Origin of the sequence: Mesorhizobium tianshanense (assembly GCF_007830515.1) — a bacterium.
Lineage (GTDB): Bacteria > Pseudomonadota > Alphaproteobacteria > Rhizobiales > Rhizobiaceae > Mesorhizobium > Mesorhizobium tianshanense.
In genome coordinates, this window is the sequence record NZ_VLKT01000008.1 from 159,870 (window position 1) to 180,650 (window position 20,781).

Below are 20,781 nucleotides of genomic sequence, written 5' to 3' on the forward strand. Positions count from 1 at the left end.
TGGGATTTGAGGCGTGCTTGGCCTATACCTGTCCGCTGACAAAGGTAGCCAATGGCGGTGATCCCGAAAATTCTCGTCTTCGCGGGCTCGATTCGCACCGGCGCCTACAGCGGCAGGACCGCCGATTTGGCGCAGAAGGAACTTGCCATGCAGGGTGCCGAGGTGACCCGCATCTCGCTTGCCGACTATCCGCTGCCGATCCTGGACGAGGACCTGGAAAACGAAAAAGGCATTCCCGAAAACGCCATCAACCTTGCCCGGCAGATCGCCGCCCATGACGGGCTGCTGATTGCGACGCCCGAATATAACGGCTCCATCCCGCCGCTGCTCAAGAATACCATCGACTGGGTGAGCCGGGTGCGCAAGGATGGCGGCCGGTTGCTCAGGCCTTTCACCGGCAAGCCCGCCGGCCTTTGTTCGTCTTCCAAGGGACACTTCGCCGGAGTACGCTGCATCAACCATCTGCGCGCCGTGCTGGTGCGCTGCCAGATGGAGGTGGTGACACCGGAGTGCTCGGTGCCGGAAGGCGGCAGCGCCTTCGACGAGGACGGGAATTTCAGGGACGAGAGACTGCACAGATCGATGGAGCACCTATGCCGCACGCTGATCGAAACCTCGCGCATGCTGTCCACGCGGATCGAGACTTGATCCACGCCGAAGACACTATGCGAGACAGGCTGATCGTCGGCCTCGACGTGCCGACGCTGAAGGAAGCCGAGAAGGCGGTGCGCGAGCTCGACGGGGTCGTCTCATTCTACAAGATCGGCTATCAGCTCGCTTTCGCCGGCGGCCTCGATTTCGCCCGCGAGCTTGCCAGCGGCGGCACCAGAATCTTCCTCGACATGAAGCTGCTCGACATCGACAACACGGTGGCCAAGGGCGTCGAGGCCATCGTCAGGATGGGCATGACCATGCTGACGCTGCACGCCTATCCGAAGACGATGAAGGCAGCGGTCGAGGCTGCCAGGGGCAGCGATCTCTGCCTGCTTGGCGTCACCGTGCTGACCTCGATGGACGAGCAGGACGTGATCGACGCCGGCTATGAATATGACCCGCATACGCTGGTGCTGAGGCGCTCCGAGCAGGCCCTGCATGCCGGCATGGGTGGTATCGTCTGCTCGGCCGAGGAAGCCGAAGCGGTGCGCCGGATCGTCGGACCCAACATGGCCGTCGTCACGCCGGGAATACGGCCCAAGGGCAGCGACCATGGCGACCAGAAACGCGTGGTGACGCCGGCGCAGGCGATCCGCAACGGCTCCAGCCATCTCGTCGTCGGCCGGCCGATCGTCGGCGCCGCCGATAGGCGGGCGGTCGCGGAAGCGATCCTCGATGAAATGCGCTCGGCCTAACGCCCAGGGAGCTTCGGAGAAAAAACATGCCCAAGGGATATTGGATCGCCCGCGTCGATGTGCGCGATGCGGAAGGCTACAAGGACTACGTCGCCGCCGCCAAACTGGCTTTCGACCGTTTCGATGTGAAATTCCTGGCCCGTGGCGGCGCGCATGAAAAGGCCGAGGGGCCGGGCCGCGACCGCAACGTGATCATCGAGTTTCCATCATTGGCTGCGGCGCACGATTGCTACCACTCGCCCGAATACCAGCGCGCCGCCGCGATCCGCCAGAAGGTGGCCGATGGCGAGATCGTGCTGGTCGAGGGGTTTTAGTCCAGCGGCAACCGCCGCTGCGGTCAGACCGAATGCAGGATGTAAAGCTTGCGCGTTTTCTCGTGGATGGTCCATTCGCCCTCCCAGCCAAGCGGCAGGACAAGCAATTCGCCGGGTCCGACATCCTTGGCCGCGCCGTCGCGACCATGCAACGTCACGCGGCCGGAGACGATGTGGCAAATCTCGGAATTCGTGTCCCGGCGCGCGGTGAACCGGCCCTGCGAACATTCCCAGACACCGATTTCGATCTTGCCATCACCCGAAGTCCAGAGGGTGTTGGCCGCTTCCCGCGGATCGCCCTCCACCGAGGTGGGTTTCGGCTGGGGCTCACCGAGGTCGATATGCGCAAGGTGGCCGAAGGTCTGGAAGTCGATCATGCTGAAGTCCTAGAGGTGATGCGGTTCAATGCCCGGTGATGCGATCGGCCAGGGCCGCCAGCCGCGATGTGCGCGGCAGCCCCTTTGCTTCCCGCTCGTCGGCAATTCGATAGAGCTGATACATGGAATGGACACCCAGCCAGCGCAGCGGCTCCGGCTCCCATTTGCGCACGGTTCGATTGACCCAGGGAAGCCGCGTCAGCTCGGTATCGTTGCCCAGCAGCAGATCCCTCAGTGTGCGTCCCGAGAGGTTCGAGGTGGACACGCCGAGGCCCACATAGCCGCCTGCCCACCCTATTCCGGCCTGCCTGTCAAAGCCCACCGTCGTGCACCAGTCGCGCGGCACGCCCAGCGTTCCACACCATGCATGGTCGAGCTTGAGTCCCCTGGTCTGCGGCAAAAGCGTCGTCAGGATCTTGTGCAGCTTGTCGATCGTCGCCTGCTGGGTGACGCCTCGAACGTCGGTCTTCGAGCCGAACCGATAGGGCACCCCGCGCCCGCCCATGGCAATGCGCCCCTCCCGGGTGCGCTGCGCGTAGCAGTATGTGTGCGCAGCGTCGCCGAGCACCTCGTAGCCATCCCAGCCGATTTCGCTCCACAGCTTTTCGGATAACGGCTCGGTCACCACGATGGCGCTGTTGAGCGCCAACCAGAGTCTTTCGTGGCCGGCAATTCCCGCGGTGAAGCCCTCGGTCGCCCGCACGATCTTTTCGGCGCGCACCACGCCTCGGTTGGTTGCGACCTTGCCTTTTTCGATCGACACCACGGTCGTCTGTTCGTAGATCGGAACACCTAGGCGCTCCACAGCCTTGGCGAGCCCCTGCACCAGCTTTGCGGGCTGAACCCGTGCAACTTTCTTGATGACGAAGGCGCCGCGCGCGTTGTGTACCGCTATGCGCCGGCGCGTCTCCGGAGCATCGATATACCCCACGCGTTCGTCGGTCAGCTCCCAGGATCTGGCATCGGCATACATCGCCTTGGCGCGCTGCTCCTGCGCCTCGTTGGTTGCGACCAGCAATTCGTCGGTACGGCGGATGTCGGCGTCGATGCCTTCGGTTTCCGCGACCGAAATGACCTCGTTCACCGTACCCGTCATCGCCGCCTGCATGGCGACGACTCCAGCGCGCGACGATGCCTGCTCATATTTTTCGCGCGACCATGAGAATCCGCCGGACAACCAGCCGCCATTGCGTCCCGAAGCGCCGAACCCGGCGAACTCCTTTTCGACGACGACAATGTCGAGGTGCGGGGCCGCCTGCTTCAGGTAATAGGCGGTCCAAAGGCCGGTGTAGCCGGCCCCGACGATGCAAACGTCGGCCACGATATCGCCCTGCAACGGCGGGCGATAGCCGGGCACGCCGCCGATGTCGGCATACCAGAATGAAACGTCGCCGTTCTTTTTCACGTCCATTGTTGCGATTTCCAGAAGCATTCAGGTCAGGGTGAAATCGGCGTTTTCGTCGTCCGCCAGCAGCTTCGCGTCGCTGGCCGCGAATACGAGGTCGACCTCGTCGCCGATGGCAAAGGTTTCGGCGTCCAGCGTCGAGCGCACGATCGCCTTGGAGGCGTCGGCCAGCACGACCTCGTATTTGGAGCCCGATCCGAGATAGATGGCCTCGCCGATGCGCCCGGGCAGGGTGTTTCGATCCTGTCCGCCCTTCCCACGTCTGGCGAGGCTCAGCTTCTCCGGTCGCAGCAGCATCACGGGTATGGCGCCGTCGGTAAGGCGCTTGGCGGTGGCTACTTTCCGTCCGGCTATATCGATGGCGGTCTCGTCGCCGGAGGCCGAGGCCGCACCACGCAGTATCGTCGAGTCGCCGACGAACTTTCCGACGAACAAGGTCTCGGGCTCGTCGTAGAGTTGACGACCGGTGCCGATCTGCTCGATGCGTCCCTGGTTGAACACGGCGATGCGGTCGGAGAGGACCAGGGCCTCCTCCTGGTCGTGCGTGACGTAAACGAAGGTGGTGCCCAGTTCCCGGTGGATCCGCTTGATCTCGAGCTGCAGCCATTCACGCAACTTCTTGTCGAGCGCGCCGAGCGGCTCGTCCATCAGTAGCAGCGGCGGGTCGAAGACGATGGCGCGGGCCAGCGCGACGCGCTGCTGCTGCCCGCCGGAGAGCTCGCTGGGGAAGCGGTGGCCGAAATCCGCCATCTTCACCATGTCCAGGGCCTTGCGCACCCGAGCCTCGCGATCGGGATTGGCGATGCCGCGCAAGGTCAGCGGATATGCGACATTCCTGCTCACCGTCATGTGCGGAAACAGCGCGTAGTGCTGAAAGACGACGCCGATGTTGCGTTTGTGCGCCGGTACGCCGATGACGCTCTTGCCGCCGACATCAAGCGAACCCGAACTGACCTCGGTGAAGCCAGCGATGACGTTGAGCGTGGTCGTCTTGCCCGAACCGCTGGGCCCGAGCAGCGTCATGAATTCCCCCGGCTCGATGTGCAGCGAGACTTTGTCGAGAGCGACGAAGCTGCCATAGTGTTTGCTGACGGATTTGAGATCGATGGCTGCGCCGCGGGTCGATGGTGAGGCCATGTCAACGTTTTCCCTGTCTCGAACCGATGAGCAGCCCCGCCCCGATCACCAGCGACGTCGTGATGAAGAGCAGCGTGCCCACCGCCGCAACGGTGGGGTCGGCGTCCCGGGTGATGCTGGAGAAGATCTGGACCGGCAGTGTCTTCAGGTAAGGGCTGGTGATGAACAGCGCGACGATGATCTCGTCGAATGAGGTTACGAACGCAAACAGCAGGCCCGACAGGATGCCCGGCACAATCAGCGGAAACGTCACCGTCCTGAACGCCGTCAGGCGGGTCGCGCCGAGGCTGGCCGCAGCAGTCTCCAGCCGTTTGTCGAAGACTTCCAGGCTGGCGGAGACGGCGATGATGACGAAAGGGACGGCGAGCATCGTGTGGGCCAGCACGAAGCCGGTCATGGTGCCGACCAACTGCGTATCGAGATAGACCGCGTAGATTCCAACCGCGAGCACCACTCCCGGCACGACCATTGGCGTGATCAGCAGTGCGCGAAGCACGCCGCTGACGCGGCTTTTCATGCGATCGAGGCCGAATGCCGCCAGCGTGCCGATGACGGTGGCGAACACCGCCGTGACGACGGCAACCTTGAGCGAGCCGACCAGGCTCGCTGACCATTCGGGGTTGGTGAAAAAGTTCTGGTACCACTGCCAGGAAAAGCCGGATGGCGGAAAGGCCAGCGACTTCTTGTCGTTGAAAGACATCGGCACGACGACGATTGTCGGTGCGACCAGCCAGACCGCGACGAGCAGGCAGAACAGACCGAGCAGGATTCGACTGGGCTGTTTCATCAGCGTCTCGAGCCCGTCTTGTGTGGTTGGCGCGTCAGCGGTGCTGCGAGCGCGAGCAGGACGAAGGTCGCTATCAACAACACCACGCCCATCGCACCGCCGCGCCCCCAGTTGAGCAGGCTGAGCACCTGGTTCTGAATCAGGGTCGAAAGCATGGTCGAACGCGGACCGCCGAGCAGTGCGGGGGTGATGTAGAAGCCGAGCGCAAGAATAAACACGATGATGGCGCCCGCGTAGACGCCCGGAAGCGAGAGCGGCAGATAGACCTGGGCAAAGGCGCGCGCCGGGCTCGCGCCGAGGCTTCGCGCCGCCTGCATGAGCCGCAGGTCGATCGTCTTCATCACCGAATAGAGCGGCAGGATCATGAACGGCAACAGCACCTGCGCCATGCCGATCACCACGCCCGTCTGCGTGCGGATCAGCTTGACCGGACCGAGGCCGGCAGCCCGGATGACGGAGTTGATCACACCGGAATCCTGCAAAAGGATGACCCATGCCAGCGTGCGCACCACGCCGCTCACCCAGAACGGCACCAGCACGCAGAGGATGAGGATGAGCCGCATCTTGGGTCCGACCGCAGTCATCAGGTAGGCATAGGGATAGCCTGCAATGAGACATACCAACGTCACCCAGGCGGAGATCGCGAAGGTCCGCTGAAGTACGGTCAGGTTGACCGGTGCGCCGAAAAACCAGGCATAGTTCTGCAATCCCCATTGGGGCTCGGAAAAGCTGCGCAAGGTCACGATGGCGAGCGGCAGGCCCAGGCAGACAACGAGCAGCAACAGCGCCGGCGCGACAAGCCAGAAGGCCTGTCCCCGAAACCAGCGCCGCCGGTCGTCTGCCACGACAGCCGGAACAGCGGTCCGGCTGTCAGTTGCTCCCGCTGTCACGGCGGCGAACCTAGTTGCCTGCCATCAACGCGTTCCACTTTTCGTTCGCCACCTCGAAGTTCTCCACCCAGAACTTGATGTTCTGCTGATAGCCAAGCTTCAGCTTATCCGGCGTGTTGGTCATGAACGCTGCGGTGACCTCGTCCACTTCTGGCTTCGCGTCCTTGTGGATCGGGGTATACGAGGTGGTTTTTGCAAGCGTCTCCTGCGCGCTCTTGCCGACATAGGCGTTGATCAGCGCATGCGCCGCTTCGGGGTCCTTGACGCCCATCGGAATGGTCATCTGGTCCATCACGACCAGCCAGTCCTGCCACGCCGGCGTGTACGCCGCGCCGTTCTTTACCGCGGTCATGGCACGTCCGGTCCACATTGCGATCATATCGGCTTCGCCGGATTCGGCGAGCTGCTGGGAATCGGCGCCGGTCTTCCAGAAGATCGTGTCCGGACCGAGCGACTTCACCTTCTCGATAGCCTTGTCGATATCGGCCACCGTCATGTTTTCCACTGACCCGCCGGCCGCGAGCAGCGCCTGCTCGACCATACCACCGGACAGATCGCCGCTGCCCTCCAGGGCGCGCGACCCTGGGAACTTCTCGATGTCGAAGAAATCCCCCCAGCTCTTGGGCGGATTATCCTTGTACTTTTCGGTGTTGTACATCAGCACCACGCCATAGTTCATGGCCGGCACACTGCATTCGCTGATCTGGCCCTCCGGAATGTTGGACGTATCGATCTTCGAGAAGTCCAGCTTCTGGAACAGCTTGCCGCAATAGACGTAGGGCGGGAAATCGCCGGTGTCGACAACGTCCCAGGTCACATTGCCGGATTCGACCTGCGCCTGCAGTTTCGAGATTTCGGTCGGCCCGTCGCTGAGCAGCGTCACACCGGACTTGTCGACGAATTCTTTTAGCGCAGCGATCTGACCATCCTGATAAATGCCTCCATACGAGACGAAGGTAAGCGTCTTGTCCTTCAGCGAGCCTTCGGCCACCTCGCCCGCCACGGGCTTGCTCTGTGCAAGCGCTGCGGTCGTGATCATCAGCAGCCCGAGCGCGGTCACCTGTCCGATCTTCTTCATGTTTTATCTCCCATTTACGTGCACCCGCATCAATTCGGTCCGCCCGGCTGCGAGCCTTGTCCGGGCGTGTATTGATTGAGTTCCGCCGCGCCGCTGGTCGGGGGCGCGATGATCCAGAGCACCTGCGCCGGCGTCTTGCCGATGTTCACCGTGCGATGCGGCGTGGAGGTTGCATACTCGATGCTGTCGCCCTCGTTCATGACGAAACGCTCGTCTGCCAGCGTCAGCTCGACTGTCCCCTTCAGAACGACGAACATCTCGTGCTTGCCGCCATGCGTATAAGCGTCGTTGCCGGTCGAACCGCCGACGTCGAAATCCCCCGAATAAACCTCGAATTCATGGATCGGCCGCCGCGACAGCAACGTCTTTCGACAACCATGGCTGATCGGCAGCAGGGGGCGGCCGGCCCTGGTGAGCACCTTGTGGAATCCACCTTCGGTCTGTTCGAACAAGTCGTGGATGCCGAGATCCAACGCAGCCGCGATCCGCATCAGGGTGCTGGCGCTGGCTCCGCTCAGATTGCGCTCGAGCTGGCTGATGAAGCTCGCCGTCGTGCCGATCATGTCGGCCAGTTGGCGAAGCGAAATGCGTCGGGCCGTGCGAATGGCTTTGATCCGCTCGCCGACATGCTTCGCCCTGCCTGCTTCCGTCGCCACCAGCGCGGCCACCTCTGGGGATGTCGCAGGGTCGGCTTTCACCAAGTTCCTCCACTTAACACCCTATTAAGTGAAACGCCGGAACGCAAGCCATTTGTGAAGACACGGGGCTCATGGGTCGCCGGCGCAGCTGCGCATGCGGGCGCTGTTCATCTCGTTGGCGATGTAAAACAACGGCTCGCGGCGGTCCCGGCCATCGCATCGGCGAGGCCCATCTCCCATTGCGTGCGGCAATAGGCGCGGAAATCGAAGCAGGGCAGGCCGGGGCAGACCTCGAACTCGATGAGATGGACGCTGTCGTCGGCTTCGACCCGGAAATCGATGGAAAAAACATCCCGCAGGCCAAGCCCGGCTGTCAGGCTTTCTGCGACCCGTCGGATCCTTGCATCGGCTCGCGGCTGGCTGGCGACGACCGGCAGCAGTTCGGGCTCGGTATATGTTCCCGTCGCCTTGGCAGACGCGCCGGTGTCGCCGTAGAGCGCCAAGCTGTCCTCCATGGTCTGGAAATCACCACCCGAATCGACAAAGGCGATACCGAGCGCCTCGACGCCGGTGTTCGGCTTCAGACCCAGAAAACTCGCGCGCACATTGCGCCCGGCGACATAGGGTTGCACGACGACATCGTCGCGATAGGCGGCGAAGACACGCCGGCTGAGTTCCAGCGCGTGGTCGAGATCTCTGCAGCGCGAATCCGGCCAGATGCCGATCTTGGCACCGAGCCGGTTTGGCTTGACGAACCAGCCGGTTGGCGAAGGCGGTGGCTCGACCAGCCAGCGGCCGTCGCGAGCCAGCCCGGCTTGCGGGACAGGCAGGCCGAGCGCGCCGAGCACCGCGCCGGAGCGGAACTTGTCCTGGCAAAGCGCAAACAGCGCATCATCGGCGCCGAGCACCTTCAGGCCGTTCAGCCTTGCCAAAGCCGGTGCCGCTCCGCCGCGGAAATAGGCGACGCCATCGGTCAGCGTCCACACCAGCGTCGTGTCCGGGTCCTGACCGGCAAGCACGCCTGCGGCATCGTCGAGCGCCACCGGCGCGAAGGACAGGCCGCGTGTCAGGCAGGCTGCGGCAAGCGTGTCGAACTCAGGCGCAATGTCGGTCGATTGCGCCAGATAGGAGGCGATTTCGGCGGCACGCGCCGGCACGTGGCCGTCGGCGACCAGCCGGTCGAAGCAGGCCTCTTCCGGCTCGTAGACAAGGATCAGCTTCGGCTTCTGGTTCGACATGGAATGAACAGATCCTGGCAGCGCGATTGCCTACCATCGCACGGCGAATGTATCAGGCTTTCACGAAAAACCGACGCCAGCCGGACGCCCGCACGACAGTGCCGGCGCGATCTTGTTGTTTGACCATCATCTTTTCGGGATGATGGTCTAGGCGATCAGCACGCGCGGCTCGAAGCGGCCGTTGACCGGAATGTCGAGCAGAAACGTCATGCCGGCTTGCGGGTCCAGCAGGCGCTGTTTCTCGTCCTTGCCCGACCAGGCGGAAGTGACCGCCAGCCGGTCGGCATTCCTGCCGACAAAGGCCGGACAGGACGGTTGCGTCACCGGCATCGCGACCGAACGGACGAGCCTACCGTCGGGTCCGTAGGCTTCGATCACGCCGCCGCCCCAGCAGGCGTTCCACAGGATGCCATCGCGGTCGAGCACCGAACCGTCGATATAGCCCTTGGCCCTGCGGTGATCGACAAAGATCTTCGGCTCGCCAGCCGGCAAGCCGGTCGCCGGATCGCAGCCGACCCGCATCAGCAGGCCGGTGCTGGTATCGGTGTAATGGGCGACCGTTCCATCTTCGGAAAAGCAGATCGAGTTCGACACGGTGATGTCAGAATAGAGCCGGCGCAGTTCCCCCTTGAAGAACCAGTAGATCGAGCCGGCACCCTTCTCCTCGCCCTTGCCCATCGTGCCGACCCAGAAGGCGCCGCAGGGATGGACGCGCGAATCATTCGAGCGGGTGACCGCATTGTCGGCTTCGATCGCCGTGTGCAGCGTCATCTTGCCGGTCGCGACATCGCGGACATAGAGGCCGGTCTCGGCGGCGATCAGTTGGCGCTGCTCATCGATGATGGCGATGGCACTGGCCATCTGGCCAAGGTCGTGGGTGGTGGTCGCGCCGCCGGACAGGCGCTTTTCCAGGAGCTGGCCGTTGACGATGTCAAACCAGTAGAGCGTATCGGTGGCGGGATGATAGCTCGGCCCCTCGCCAAGCTGGCAGACATGATCGGAAAAGACGGAAACGATGGTCTCGTTCATCGTGCGCCTCCGAACGCCGCATCCCAGGCCGCAACGGCGGCGCTCGCCCGTGCGGCCACCTCATCGACGCTCATGTCAGGTTTGAACAGGCTGGAGCCAAGGCCGAAGACGCTGACCCCAGCCGCCTTGTAGCCGGCAAAGTCCTTTTCCGAAACGCCGCCGACCGCACCAACCAGCGTGTTGGCTGGCAAAACGGCGCGCATCGCCGCGATGCCGGCCGCGCCAAGCACGCTGGCCGGGAAGAATTTCAGCGCCGAGGCGCCAAGCCGGATCGCCTGGAAGGCCTCGGTCGGCGTGAACACGCCCGGCATCGTCACCATGCCGTAATTCATGGCGCGGCCCATGACTTCGGCGTCGATGTTGGGGCTAACCAGCAGCCGCCCGCCGGCCTTGTGCAGGCGATCGACATCGGCTGATGTCAGCACAGTCCCGGCGCCGACCAGTGCTGTCACTGGAAGCGCCTCGACGATGCTGGCGATCGACGCAAACGGGTCCGGCGAATTGAGCGGCACTTCGATTGCTTCGATGCCGGCCTCAAAGATCGCCCGGCCGACGGCCACCGCCTCGTCCGGCCTGAGGCCGCGCAGGATGGCGACAAGCCCGCGCCCGAGCTTGGGAAAAGGTGCGGTCTCGGTCATGCGGCAACTCCGCTGTTGTCGATCATGTCGGGGCTATCATGCCATTTTCGCGCGCCGCCTCGACCAGGCCGGCACGCACTGCCTCGTCGGCGTCGACAGTCTTGACCGTAAGCCCGGCAAGGCCGAGCGCCTCAGTGTAGAGCGCGCCGAGCGCGCCGGAAGCGATCAGCACGACGGACGCCGTGCCTTTCCCATGGCGGCGACTAGCCGAGGCGACCTCGCCGCCGATAAGCAGGCCGGACAGGCAAGCAGCGGCATCGTCGGGTTTCAGGTCCTGCAGCAGGCCCGCGGCACGGATCGAGAACAGTCTCGACGTGACATCGCCACCCTCGGCCAGCGCTGCCTCGCACCAGCGCCGGAAAAACGGATCTCCTGATGCAACCGGCTTGGGCTGCTCGCCCAGCGAATGACGCAGGATCGAATGCGCCGCCAGCACCGAAAACAGCTCGCCGGTCGGCCAGGTGCCGAAACCGGCAACAACGCCGTCCTCGACCAGAACCCATTTGGAGTGAGTGCCGGGCATGCAGACGAGATGGCGACCCTTTGCCGGCAAACCAGCGCCGGCAAGCTGCGTTTCCTCGCCCCGCATGACGTCGGGCGCGTCGGCCTGGCGCTGGGCAAGGCCCGGCACGATGCGGATGTCGCGGCGCTGGCCGGGAATGCGCACAGCGCCGGCTAGGATGGCGCCGATCGGCGCCGGCACGGTGACATAGGGCGCCTCCAGCCAGCCCTGGCGGGAGCCGGCCATGCCGCAAATGATGACGGGCATCGCTTCCGGCGCGCCCATCTCCGCCAGATGTCCTTCGAGGATGGTCGAGAACCCCGAGGCTTGCGCGGTAATCAGCCCGTCGTCGCCGCGGCCCTCGGCAAGGACGTTTCCGGCCTGATCGACCAGCCAGACCCTGAGACGGGTGGTGCCCCAATCGACGGCCGCGACTGCCGGCGCCTTGCCCGGAAATCCCAGGCTCACAGGAAGCCCCCGTCGACGATCAGCATCTGTGCGGTCAGCATGCGCGAAGCGTCCGACGCCAGGAACAGCACCGTGCCGACAATGTCTTCCGGCTGCATCACCTGCTTGATGCATTGCTTGGCAACATGGGCGGCGAGCGACTGTTCGGTGACCCAGAGTTCCTTCTGCCGATTGGTGATCACCCAGCCGGGTGCGATCGCATTGACGCGGATGCCGTCGGCGCCAAGCTTGCCGGCAAGCCCCTTGGTCAGGCCGACGATGCCGGCCTTGGCGGCGGTATAGGCTGGCATGTCGGGGTGATTGATGAGAAACGACGTCGACGTGAAGTTGATGATCGAGCCGCCGCCGGCCCGCTTCATGCCCGGCGCTACCGCCTGTGCGCTGAAGAAATGCGGACGCAGATTGATCGCCTGGTTGTTGTCCCAGAACTCCACCGTGACGTCTTCCACCGCGTGGCGATCGTCTTGCGCGGCATTGTTGACCAGCACTGTGACGTTGCCGTGCGCCTCCGCAGCCCTGGCGGCTGATGCCCGCAGCGCCTCGATGTCGCGGATGTCGGTCTTGAAGTAGAGGGGCCGGCGGCCGAGATCCTTTTCGATGCGGTCGGCCAGCGCCAGGCTCGGGCGGTCGGCGATGTCGATGAAGGCAACCTTCGCCCCCTGACGGGCAAAACCCTCGGTCAGCGCAGCGCCGATCCCGGAGCCGCCGCCGGTGATCAGCACCGAAGCGCCTTCAAGGTCGGCAAAGCGTGCCGATGGCATCATGATTTCTTCTCCGCAAGATCAAAAGGACTGCAGCGCCCTTTGCACGTCCCAAACGGACGCGGCGCTGTGATTTGGTCGGCGCGCATCCTATCCAGCCATGTCTGGGTAGCAAGGTGAAATGCAAAAGTTTTGGGCTTATGTCTGACAAAAGGGCGTCGCGTCGCGGCGGCAGCGCAACCGGTCGTCAGATCGCCTTGGTGGCGCCGCGGACCGAATTTCGCAAATAGGCGAGTGTGGCATCGGCATCGACCGGTCTGCCGAACAGGAACCCTTGCCCGCCGGCGCAGCCGAACTGGACAAGGCGCTCGGCCTGCGCTTCCTGCTCGATGCCTTCGGCGACCACGTCCATGCCGAGCCCCTCGCACATGGCCAGGATCGCCCGGATGATGTGTTCCGACGGGCGGTCTTCGAGAATGGAGGAGACGAAGGTGCGATCGATCTTGAGCTTGTCGAAATGGAATTCGCGCAGGCGCCCGAGCGAGGACTGGCCGGTGCCGAAATCGTCGAGCGAAACCCGGATGCCGACCCGGCGCAGATCCTCGACGATCTTCTCGGCCGAGGCCGGATCGTTCATCAGGCCGGTCTCGGTGATCTCGATCTCCAGCCGGCGCGGGTCGAAGCCGGTGCGGTCGAGGATTGCCAATATGTGCAGGCCGGTGTTCTGGTCGACGAGCTGCGACGGCGACAGGTTGAAGGACAGGAACAGTTCCTTCGGCCAGCTCCTGGCCGCCTCGGCAGCCTTGCGCAGCACAAGCTGCGACAGCGGGCCGATGATGCCGCGCTCCTCGGCGATGGGAATGAAGACCGTCGGCGGGACCGAATCGAGATCGCGATCGGTCCAGCGCGCCAGCGTCTCGAAGCCGATGATGCGGCGGGTCTTGAGATCGACGATGGGCTGGAAATGCGGCTCGACCTCGCCGGCCGAGACGGCGCGTCGCAAGGCCTGCTCGATGCGGGTGACGCGCTTGGCCGCCTCTTCCATCTCTCTGCTATAGACGACGACCCTTCCGCGTCCCGAACGTTTGGCATGGTACAGCGCGGTCTCGGCCTTGCTGACTAGGATTTCGGTGGTCTCGTCGCCCGAATAGAACATCGAGCAGCCAACCGAGGCCGAAAGCCTGGCGGTGCGTTCGCCGACATCGTAGGGCGCCGAAAGGATCTCGATCAGCATGCGCGACCTTTCGGCCGCGGCCTCCTCGCTGAACACCATCGGATAGAGGAAGGCGTACTCGTCGGCGCCGATGCGGCAAACGATGGAATGGCTGTCCATCGAGGCGCGCAGCCGCATCGCCACCTGGATCAGGATGTCGTCGCCGGCCTTGTGTCCGAACAGGTCGTTGATCGGCTTGAAGCCATCGAGGTCAAGGATGCCGACGGTGAACGGCGCCGGATCGTCGGCGCGGTCGCTGATCAGGCGATCGACCTTGTCGAAGAAGCGGCGATGATTGCCAAGCCCAGTCAACGGATCGGTAAAGGCCAGATCCGTGCTTTCCCGGCTTGCCTGCCCGGTGCCAAACGTCGTTTGCATCGGTGTCCCTGTCTTGACGTCGGAGCCGTTCCGAGACTGGCAGCAAACCGTTTAGGAAACGTATCCCAAATCGATTTCTTTCACAGGCGAAGAGTTGCTTCAGTGGTCGAGCCGGACGCGGTACAATTCGATGGAACCCCCGCCGATTTGCGTGACCGGTTCGAGCCAGTCCGGCACGCTGCCGCGCATCAGCCCGGCAAGAAAACCCTCCGGCGCCTTGGCGGCAAGAATCTTGCTTTCCGCACTGCCCCGACAAAGCGCGACGAGGCCGGCATGATGCGTTGCCACGATCGCCCTGGCATCGGCAGCCGATCCCAGGAAAGCGTCGAGCGCGAGCAGATCTCCGGCGATGTTGCGATGATAGGGCCCGGCGAAGACATGATGACCGGAATAGGCGAGGATCGGCGATCCGAGATTGGAAATTGCCAGCACCGTGGTGTTCGGCAAATGGCCAAGTGCTGCAAAAGAGGCCTGGCCCTGGCAGGCCATGTCGGCACCGCCGTCATGGACCGCTGTGTTGTCGGCTTCGAACACCACCGAGGTCGCCGCCGCGGCGCCCGTCCAGACGGCATTCACCGAGACGAGCCAGACAGCGGCCATGCGCAGCGCCACGCTGCGCGAAGGGCTGGCCTCGACCCGCTGACGCCAGCTGGCGATCCAGGCGGAAAGCGGGATGACCGCCAACGCGACCGAGAATGTCGAGCCGCGCACCTGCCAGGCACTGACGACGAACGCCATCACAAGCAGCGCACCGACAAGGCTGTCCTGCCGCCGCCAGCGGCCACGGCCAAGGCGAAGCGCCATCAGGACGAGCGCGACCGCCGGCGTGGCATAGCGCCCCACCACGCTGGCCGGATCGTGGACGACAAGCTCGAACAGCGACTGAGCTTCGTCGATATGTTCGAGCCACAGCTCCTTGAGGCGCGGATCGAGATCCGCGTAGGGAGCCGCCAGGCATTGCGGGAACAGCACCACGACGACTGTACCCAACGCGAGCGCAAGGACGCCAAGCGACACCAGCCGGCGCGTCCGCCCGGCGACCTCGATCGAGGCTATCGCGGCAAGGCCGGTTCCGGCCAGTACCGCGACGACAAACTGCACGGTCGAGAAGGCGTCGCATTGTGCCTGGCCCCAGGCGGAGACGGGAACAGTGGCGACGAAGACGAGAGCGGAAACGCCGGCAAAACTAAGGCCGAAATCCCTGGCAATCCATCTTTCGCCATCTGCGTCAAAGGCGAACAGGATCGCGACGCAGGCACCGATGGTGGCGACATAAGGGGCGGTTTCCATGCCGACAGCCAGCATCAGCGCGGCGCACACGCCCGAGAACAGCGCCGCCGGTCCCCGCGCGGGGGCTTCAAGCAGCAGGCTGAGGCTGGCCATGGTCAGCATGAGCTGGACATTGTGATGATCGAGCGCGCCTGGCGAAAAGATGCCGATGAAATGCAGCGCCGCCGCGCCGACGACGGCAGCGGGCAGCACGGCGCTCCCGCCGGCGAAACTGCGCGCCGCGCGAGTGATGAAAAACACCGCCAGGCAGAAGAGCAGCGCCGGCCACAGCACTTGCGCAATATTCTCGGCTAGACCCATGTTGCCGGTCAGGGCCGACGCGGCAAGGATGATGGCGGCGATCGGCGCGTCGACCAGCCGCGACCAATGCATGACGAAGCCGCCTTCGAGCCCCATCCTGTACTGGTGCAGATCGAACCAGCCTTGGCCGGCCAGCAAGTCGCGCACTTCGACCAGACGCAGCAGACTGTCGTTGTCGCCGTGGGCGTTGGTCAGTTCCGGAAACCCGACCGAGGCATTGATGGCGAACGCCACCAGCGTGGCAAGCAGCGCCAGCATGAGGTCCGTTCGCCAGGAAATACGAGCAGTCCCTTTGGAAGGCATTGCAGCATCGGGCATGGGATGGCTTTCAGCCTGTGTTCAACGGCGTAGGCTAGCGCGGGTCAGTTCAACAAAGCGTAAAATCGGACGCAAAACGTGCCAAAGCGCGTCGCGTCTGAAAGGATCCGTGCGACGCGCTTTAAGCCCTTGTTCTTTATGCATGTCGTTTTCCCGAAATCGCCGCGCACCCTCGGGTCAAGTCCGCGGACTTGCTTTCGGGCGACATGCATTAGCCACGCGCCGGAAACACCCATAGGGAGGACAGGACGAAGCTTACAGCGCTAGCTGCGATCGTCATTAACGCGGACATGGAAAGAGGCGACATGCCGAAACGTGTAACCGCCACATGCGACACAAGGCCCGAAAACCCCGCGCATCCAACCTGCAGCGCAAAATAACGCGGCATGGCGCGGGCATGGTCGTGCTTTCCACCAAATGTCCAGCCGCGCTGCGCGGAATACGCGACAAGGACCGTGACCGCATAGGCGATGACACTGCCGATGAAGGGCGAAAGGCCGAGTGAAACCAGGAGCCACGAAAGAACGAACAGCAGCAGGGCGGCGCCGATGCCGACCGTCAGGAAGCGGAACAGGCGCGTCTGGACGAAAACTGGCAGCGCTTGGCTCATGCGTCTTCGCGCGCCGACGGATTGTCGGAGTGGCCGGCGGAGCCAGCTTTCAGCCGCGTAACCGGTATTTCAAGGACCCCCAGTAGAAATGCCGAGAAGAATGCCTGGAACGAAATGACGATCAGGCTCAGGCCCAACACGACGATGCGGGGGATTTCGGAATCATCCAGGGGGCCGAAACCAAGATGTGCCCAGCGCAGAACGGCATAGCCGAAGAACAGGACGCCGCCGGCAAAGCAGATGCCGGCGTTGGCGGCGAGACGGTCGGTGCTCATGGTTCTGGTCAGCCAGTCGGAACGCCGACTGCGCGGCAGGATGCCGGTTATCTCGGCATAGTAGCGCGAAATGACGCCGAAAGTGATGAGCTGGACGCCGGTTACCACCATGAAACAGGCGGCGACGAAGGTGTTCAGGTCGAGCGACAGATTGTCGATCACTGTAAGCGGCCCGAACACAAGCAGCGCCGCAAACAGCGTGCCAAGACCACACAGAACCGTGCCCGGAATGAAGAACATCCAGCGTGGATTGTATACCAGCAGAAACTTCAGGTGCCGCCAGCCGTCGCGCCAGGTTCTGAGATGCGGCGGCCGGCTGCGGCCGTCAGGCTTGAGTGTGGTGGGCACTTCCTCAATGCGCAAGCCGGCAAGAGCGCCGCGCACCACCATCTCGCTCGCGAATTCCATGCCAGTCGTCTGCAGGTCGAGCTTCCTGATGCTGTCGATGTTGAACCCGCGCAGGCCACAGTGGAAATCACCTGTCTTGATGCGGAAGAACAGGCGGCCGACGAAACTGAGCACCGGATTGCCGAGATAGCGGTGCAGCGGCGGCATGGCGCCACTCTCGATACCGCCCTGGAAACGATTGCCCATGACCAGATCGGCGCCGTCACGCAGGCGCGAGACGAACGCTTCCAGCGCGCCGAAATCATAGCTGTCGTCGGCATCGCCCATGATGATGAAGCGGCCCCTGGCGGCGGCGATACCGCCCAGGATCGCGGCACCATAACCCTTCCGTGCGACCTGCACGACCCGGGCGCCCCTTGCCGCTGCGATCTGCTGCGATCCGTCGGTGCTGCCGTTGTCGGCGATCAGCACCTCGCCTGAGATCTGCGCCTTGTCGAGAAAGGCCTTGGCCTTGCCAATGCAGATGGCAAGCGTTTCGGCCTCGTTGAGGCATGGCATGAGGATGGTGAGCTCGAGCGGTCTGGTCGAGGCGGCGCGGATGGTGGTGACGGCGTTCATCGTTGTTCCATCGGGAGCTCCCGGTATGGCGTCTGTCCGGCCGGAGAGCATTTGGCGCCTATCCTTGCACGACAAGGCTTAAGAAAACGATGACGCGCAGCCTCGCTTTGTCTCCAACCGACCGACCGGCGCCCAGCCTGCAGCTGGCAATCCTCAAAATGTCGCGATTGGCAGATGACCGGCGAGCCTGTACAGGCAAGCACAGCTGCCCATCCGATCCGCCGGAGATCCGCCATGCCTCTGAAAATCGCCGTCCAGATGGACCACATCTCCACCGTCTCGATCGCCGGCGACACGTCCTTCGCGCTGTCGCTGGAAGCACAGCGTCGTGGGCATCAGCTCTTCCACTACACGCCCGACCGGCTGTCGCTGCGCGACGGCAAGGTGTTTGCCCGCATCGAGGAAATGCAAGTCCGCGACGAGAAGGGCAATCACTATTCGCTCGGCGAAGAAGTCCGCACCGACCTGTCGGAGATGGATGTCATCCTGCTCAGGCAGGATCCGCCTTTCGACATGAACTACATCACCACCACGCATATCCTCGAGCGCATCCATCCCAAGACGCTGGTGGTCAACGACCCGGCCTGGGTGCGCAACAGCCCGGAAAAGATCTTCGTCACCGAATTTTCCGACCTGATGCCGGAAACGCTGATCACCAAGGATCCGCTGGAGGTCGCCGCCTTCCGCAAGGAGTTCGGCGACATCATCGTCAAGCCGCTCTACGGCAATGGCGGCGCCGGCATCTTCCATCTGCACGAAGCCGACCGCAACCTCGCCGCGCTGCTCGAGATGTTCGGCCAGATGTTCCGCGAGCCCTACATCGTGCAGCGCTACCTGAAGGAGGTGCGCAAGGGCGACAAGCGTATCATCCTGATCGACGGCGAGCCGGTCGGCGCCATCAACCGGGTGCCGGCCGAGCATGATTCACGCTCCAACATGCATGTCGGCGGCCGCGCCGAAAAAACCGAACTGACGAAGCGCGAGCGCGTGATCTGCGCCCGCATCGGTCCGTCGCTGAAAGAGCGCGGTTTTATCCTCGTCGGCATCGACGTGATCGGCGACTACATGACCGAGATCAACGTGACGTCGCCGACCGGCATTCGCGAGGTGCAGCGTTTTGGGGGCGCCAATATTGCGAGCCTGTTCTGGGACGCGGTCGAGAACAAACGCAAGTAGCGCTCATTGCTTCCGCAAGGCGGCCGCGTTCCGTGAGCGGAAGCAAACTTCTGTTGGTCACTGCTCGCCCTTCGGGGTGCCGCCTGCGGACCCAAACGTCAAGGCATGACAGTTCTTTGCAGCAAGGTCGTGCCGGCGATGTCGATCTCGTGCGGATTCTCTATCGCCGTGACCAGAGTTCGGCCGGTCTACTGTGGTCGTGACCGCTATCGGCCAAGGTTTCGATCACCCGACATTTACACACGCGTCCGCGCCCACATTCATCGACCGTGCGCTGCAATTCCGCCCGAAGCGTAGTCAGGTGCGCGATGCGGCGATCGATCTCGGCAATGTGCCGCCGCGCCATTTCGTCAACCCCCACGCAGGACTGGTCCGGCTTCGCGTTCATTGCCAGCAACTCGCGTATGGCACCTATCTCGAAGCCTAGCTCACGGGCGTGGCGGATGAAGTTGAGCCGAGCAGCATGGCTTGCATCGTAGCGCCGTTGCTGGCCCTCCGAGCGCGGCGGCGATGGCAGCAGCGCTATCTGTTCGTAGTAGCGAATGGTGGGCACCTTGACCCTGGTGCGCCGTGCCAGTTCGCCAATCGAAAAATCCATCTCAAAGCCTCTTGAACCTCTAGTCACTATAGGGACTACGGTGCCTTTCGAAAAGGAGACACCGTATGGCTGACGACTGCTGCAATCGTGAAACGGACATCTGTTGCGCCCCGCCGCCACTGGTGTTTCCACCCAAGACGGACGCCGTTGCGCAGGTCGTAGACACTTGCTGTTCAGGCGGCGTGCCGGTCTTCGACGGCATGGACCCGCGTTACAGGCGGGTGCTCTGGACCGTCATCGGCATCAACGGGGCGATGTTTTTGACCGAGATGGTCGCGGGTCAGCTCGCCGGATCGCAGGCTCTGCAAGCCGACGCGCTGGATTTCTTGGGCGATACCGTCACTTACGGCCTCAGCCTTGCGGTCATTGGCGCGTCATTGCGAACAAGAGCAAGCGCTGCCTTGTTCAAGGGTCTCTCGCTAAGCCTGTTGGGACTCTGGGTTTTCGGCTCCACCGTCTATCAGACGCTTGTCCTTGGCGTGCCGAGCGCCGAAGTGATGGGTGTCATTGGCTTCCTGGCCCTTGCCGCCAACCTCGCATCTGTCGGCCTTCTGAGGCCGTACAAGGACGGAGATGCGAACGTGCGATCGGTTTGGCTATGCTCCCGTAACGACGCCATCGGCAACGCGGCGGTGATGCTTGCTGCGCTAGGGGTTTGGGGAACCGCAACAGCGTGGCCCGATTTGATCGTTGCCGCGGTCATGGCGGGGACCTTTTTGACCTCTTCGGTGCAAATCCTGCGGCAAGCCTGGAGCGAATACCAGCAGGGACAGACACCTCATTCCACCGCAGCAGAGTAGGCTAGTGGGGCAGCCGCACTTGCGCACGACCGTGCTCTGTCTCCGGTTTTGACGCCGAAGCCGTCCGTGCGCATACTGGGTGATATTTCGTCGGAAAGCGCCACAGCAGCAGGCTACGCCTGCGTTCATGGGTAGCGCATCTGCGGCGCCGCTTCCTTGCAGCCGCGCCGTTCAACCGTTCCGGGAGGGCAACGAGCTCAGGTTAACGGCGGGTTGTAATTTGTGGCACGACGTAGGTTAGCGTGATTCAAGAGGCTTCCGGAGATTCGGGAGGAAGCCATGAGTGAAGATGTTGCCACGCGCCGC

At 63.4% G+C, this 20,781-nt stretch carries 22 protein-coding genes; 5 read left to right on the forward strand and 17 right to left on the reverse strand.

Annotation, left to right across the window (positions count from 1 at the left end):
• Positions 1–51 precede the first annotated feature (51 nt).
• Genes IQ26_RS08550 through IQ26_RS08560 form a run of 3 tightly spaced genes read left to right on the forward strand, consistent with a single transcriptional unit; the run spans position 52 to position 1,663 of the window.
• A complete protein-coding gene (locus IQ26_RS08550) occupies positions 52–648 on the forward strand; it encodes an NADPH-dependent FMN reductase (RefSeq protein ID WP_145715826.1) in 597 nt (198 codons plus the stop codon).
• Positions 649–665: 17 nt separating this feature from the next.
• Positions 666–1,349 (forward strand): orotidine-5'-phosphate decarboxylase, encoded by a 684-nt coding sequence (gene pyrF / locus IQ26_RS08555; protein ID WP_145715877.1) that lies wholly within the window; start codon positions 666–668, stop codon positions 1,347–1,349.
• A gap of 26 nt (positions 1,350–1,375) precedes the next feature.
• Positions 1,376–1,663: a DUF1330 domain-containing protein gene (locus tag IQ26_RS08560; RefSeq protein WP_126036476.1), complete on the forward strand. Its 288-nt coding sequence runs from the start codon at positions 1,376–1,378 to the stop codon at positions 1,661–1,663.
• Between the two features lie 23 nt (positions 1,664–1,686).
• On the opposite strand, the gene IQ26_RS08565 is transcribed toward IQ26_RS08560, so the two are convergent.
• From IQ26_RS08565 to IQ26_RS08640, 16 genes are all read right to left on the reverse strand, one after another.
• Complete coding sequence (locus IQ26_RS08565) at positions 1,687–2,040, reverse strand: cupin domain-containing protein (protein ID WP_145715828.1); 354 nt, start codon at positions 2,038–2,040, stop codon at positions 1,687–1,689.
• A 25-nt stretch (positions 2,041–2,065) separates the two neighbouring features.
• On the reverse strand, positions 2,066–3,451 hold the full coding sequence (locus IQ26_RS08570; RefSeq protein ID WP_145715830.1) for an NAD(P)/FAD-dependent oxidoreductase: 1,386 nt from the start codon (positions 3,449–3,451) through the stop codon (positions 2,066–2,068).
• A gap of 21 nt (positions 3,452–3,472) precedes the next feature.
• Positions 3,473–4,582: an ABC transporter ATP-binding protein gene (locus tag IQ26_RS08575; RefSeq protein WP_145715832.1), complete on the reverse strand. Its 1,110-nt coding sequence runs from the start codon at positions 4,580–4,582 to the stop codon at positions 3,473–3,475.
• 1 nt (position 4,583) lies between these two features.
• Positions 4,584–5,369, reverse strand: coding sequence for an ABC transporter permease (locus tag IQ26_RS08580; protein WP_162457895.1), 786 nt, complete (start codon positions 5,367–5,369; stop codon positions 4,584–4,586).
• Positions 5,369–6,259, reverse strand: a complete 891-nt coding sequence (locus tag IQ26_RS08585; protein ID WP_407660315.1) for an ABC transporter permease — start codon at positions 6,257–6,259, stop codon at positions 5,369–5,371. The genes IQ26_RS08580 and IQ26_RS08585 overlap by 1 nt, the downstream gene beginning before the upstream one ends.
• A 10-nt stretch (positions 6,260–6,269) precedes the next feature.
• Positions 6,270–7,337: an extracellular solute-binding protein gene (locus tag IQ26_RS08590; RefSeq protein ID WP_145715834.1), complete on the reverse strand. Its 1,068-nt coding sequence runs from the start codon at positions 7,335–7,337 to the stop codon at positions 6,270–6,272.
• 29 nt (positions 7,338–7,366) lie between these two features.
• A complete protein-coding gene (locus IQ26_RS08595; RefSeq protein WP_145715836.1) occupies positions 7,367–8,035 on the reverse strand; it encodes a helix-turn-helix domain-containing protein in 669 nt (222 codons plus the stop codon).
• Between the two features lie 107 nt (positions 8,036–8,142).
• Positions 8,143–9,213: a D-alanine--D-alanine ligase family protein gene (locus IQ26_RS08600; protein WP_145715838.1), complete on the reverse strand. Its 1,071-nt coding sequence runs from the start codon at positions 9,211–9,213 to the stop codon at positions 8,143–8,145.
• A 147-nt stretch (positions 9,214–9,360) separates the two neighbouring features.
• Positions 9,361–10,242, reverse strand: a complete 882-nt coding sequence (locus IQ26_RS08605) for an SMP-30/gluconolactonase/LRE family protein (protein WP_145715840.1) — start codon at positions 10,240–10,242, stop codon at positions 9,361–9,363.
• Entirely contained in the window at positions 10,239–10,880 is a 642-nt protein-coding gene (locus IQ26_RS08610; protein ID WP_145715842.1) for a 2-dehydro-3-deoxy-6-phosphogalactonate aldolase, read from the reverse strand. The genes IQ26_RS08605 and IQ26_RS08610 overlap by 4 nt, the downstream gene beginning before the upstream one ends.
• Positions 10,881–10,902: 22 nt before the next feature.
• Positions 10,903–11,850, reverse strand: coding sequence for a 2-dehydro-3-deoxygalactonokinase (locus IQ26_RS08615; RefSeq protein WP_162457896.1), 948 nt, complete (start codon positions 11,848–11,850; stop codon positions 10,903–10,905).
• The gene (locus IQ26_RS08620; protein WP_145715844.1) at positions 11,847–12,614 is read right to left on the reverse strand and encodes an SDR family NAD(P)-dependent oxidoreductase; all 768 of its coding nucleotides are present in this window, start codon (positions 12,612–12,614) and stop codon (positions 11,847–11,849) included. Before IQ26_RS08620 ends, IQ26_RS08615 begins: the two co-directional genes overlap by 4 nt.
• Before the next feature lie 184 nt (positions 12,615–12,798).
• Entirely contained in the window at positions 12,799–14,142 is a 1,344-nt protein-coding gene (locus IQ26_RS08625) for a putative bifunctional diguanylate cyclase/phosphodiesterase (protein WP_145715846.1), read from the reverse strand.
• A gap of 99 nt (positions 14,143–14,241) precedes the next feature.
• Entirely contained in the window at positions 14,242–15,990 is a 1,749-nt protein-coding gene (locus tag IQ26_RS08630) for a GtrA family protein (RefSeq protein WP_240547035.1), read from the reverse strand.
• Between the two features lie 271 nt (positions 15,991–16,261).
• Positions 16,262–16,660, reverse strand: a complete 399-nt coding sequence (locus IQ26_RS08635; protein WP_145715850.1) for a GtrA family protein — start codon at positions 16,658–16,660, stop codon at positions 16,262–16,264.
• Entirely contained in the window at positions 16,657–17,901 is a 1,245-nt protein-coding gene (locus IQ26_RS08640) for a glycosyltransferase family 2 protein (RefSeq protein ID WP_145715852.1), read from the reverse strand. Before IQ26_RS08640 ends, IQ26_RS08635 begins: the two co-directional genes overlap by 4 nt.
• Before the next feature lie 234 nt (positions 17,902–18,135).
• Here IQ26_RS08640 and gshB point away from each other — a divergent pair, with 234 nt between their 5' ends.
• A complete protein-coding gene (gene gshB / locus IQ26_RS08645) occupies positions 18,136–19,077 on the forward strand; it encodes a glutathione synthase (RefSeq protein ID WP_145715854.1) in 942 nt (313 codons plus the stop codon).
• Positions 19,078–19,237: 160 nt separating this feature from the next.
• Here gshB and IQ26_RS08650 read toward each other — a convergent pair whose 3' ends face one another.
• Positions 19,238–19,675 carry a MerR family transcriptional regulator gene (locus IQ26_RS08650; RefSeq protein WP_145715856.1) on the reverse strand — a complete coding sequence of 146 codons (438 nt, stop codon included), beginning with the start codon at positions 19,673–19,675 and terminating at the stop codon, positions 19,238–19,240.
• A gap of 65 nt (positions 19,676–19,740) precedes the next feature.
• On the opposite strand from IQ26_RS08650, the gene IQ26_RS08655 reads away from it, so the two are divergent.
• Entirely contained in the window at positions 19,741–20,475 is a 735-nt protein-coding gene (locus tag IQ26_RS08655) for a cation efflux transmembrane domain-containing protein (protein ID WP_145715858.1), read from the forward strand.
• The last annotated feature ends 306 nt before the right edge of the window (positions 20,476–20,781 follow it).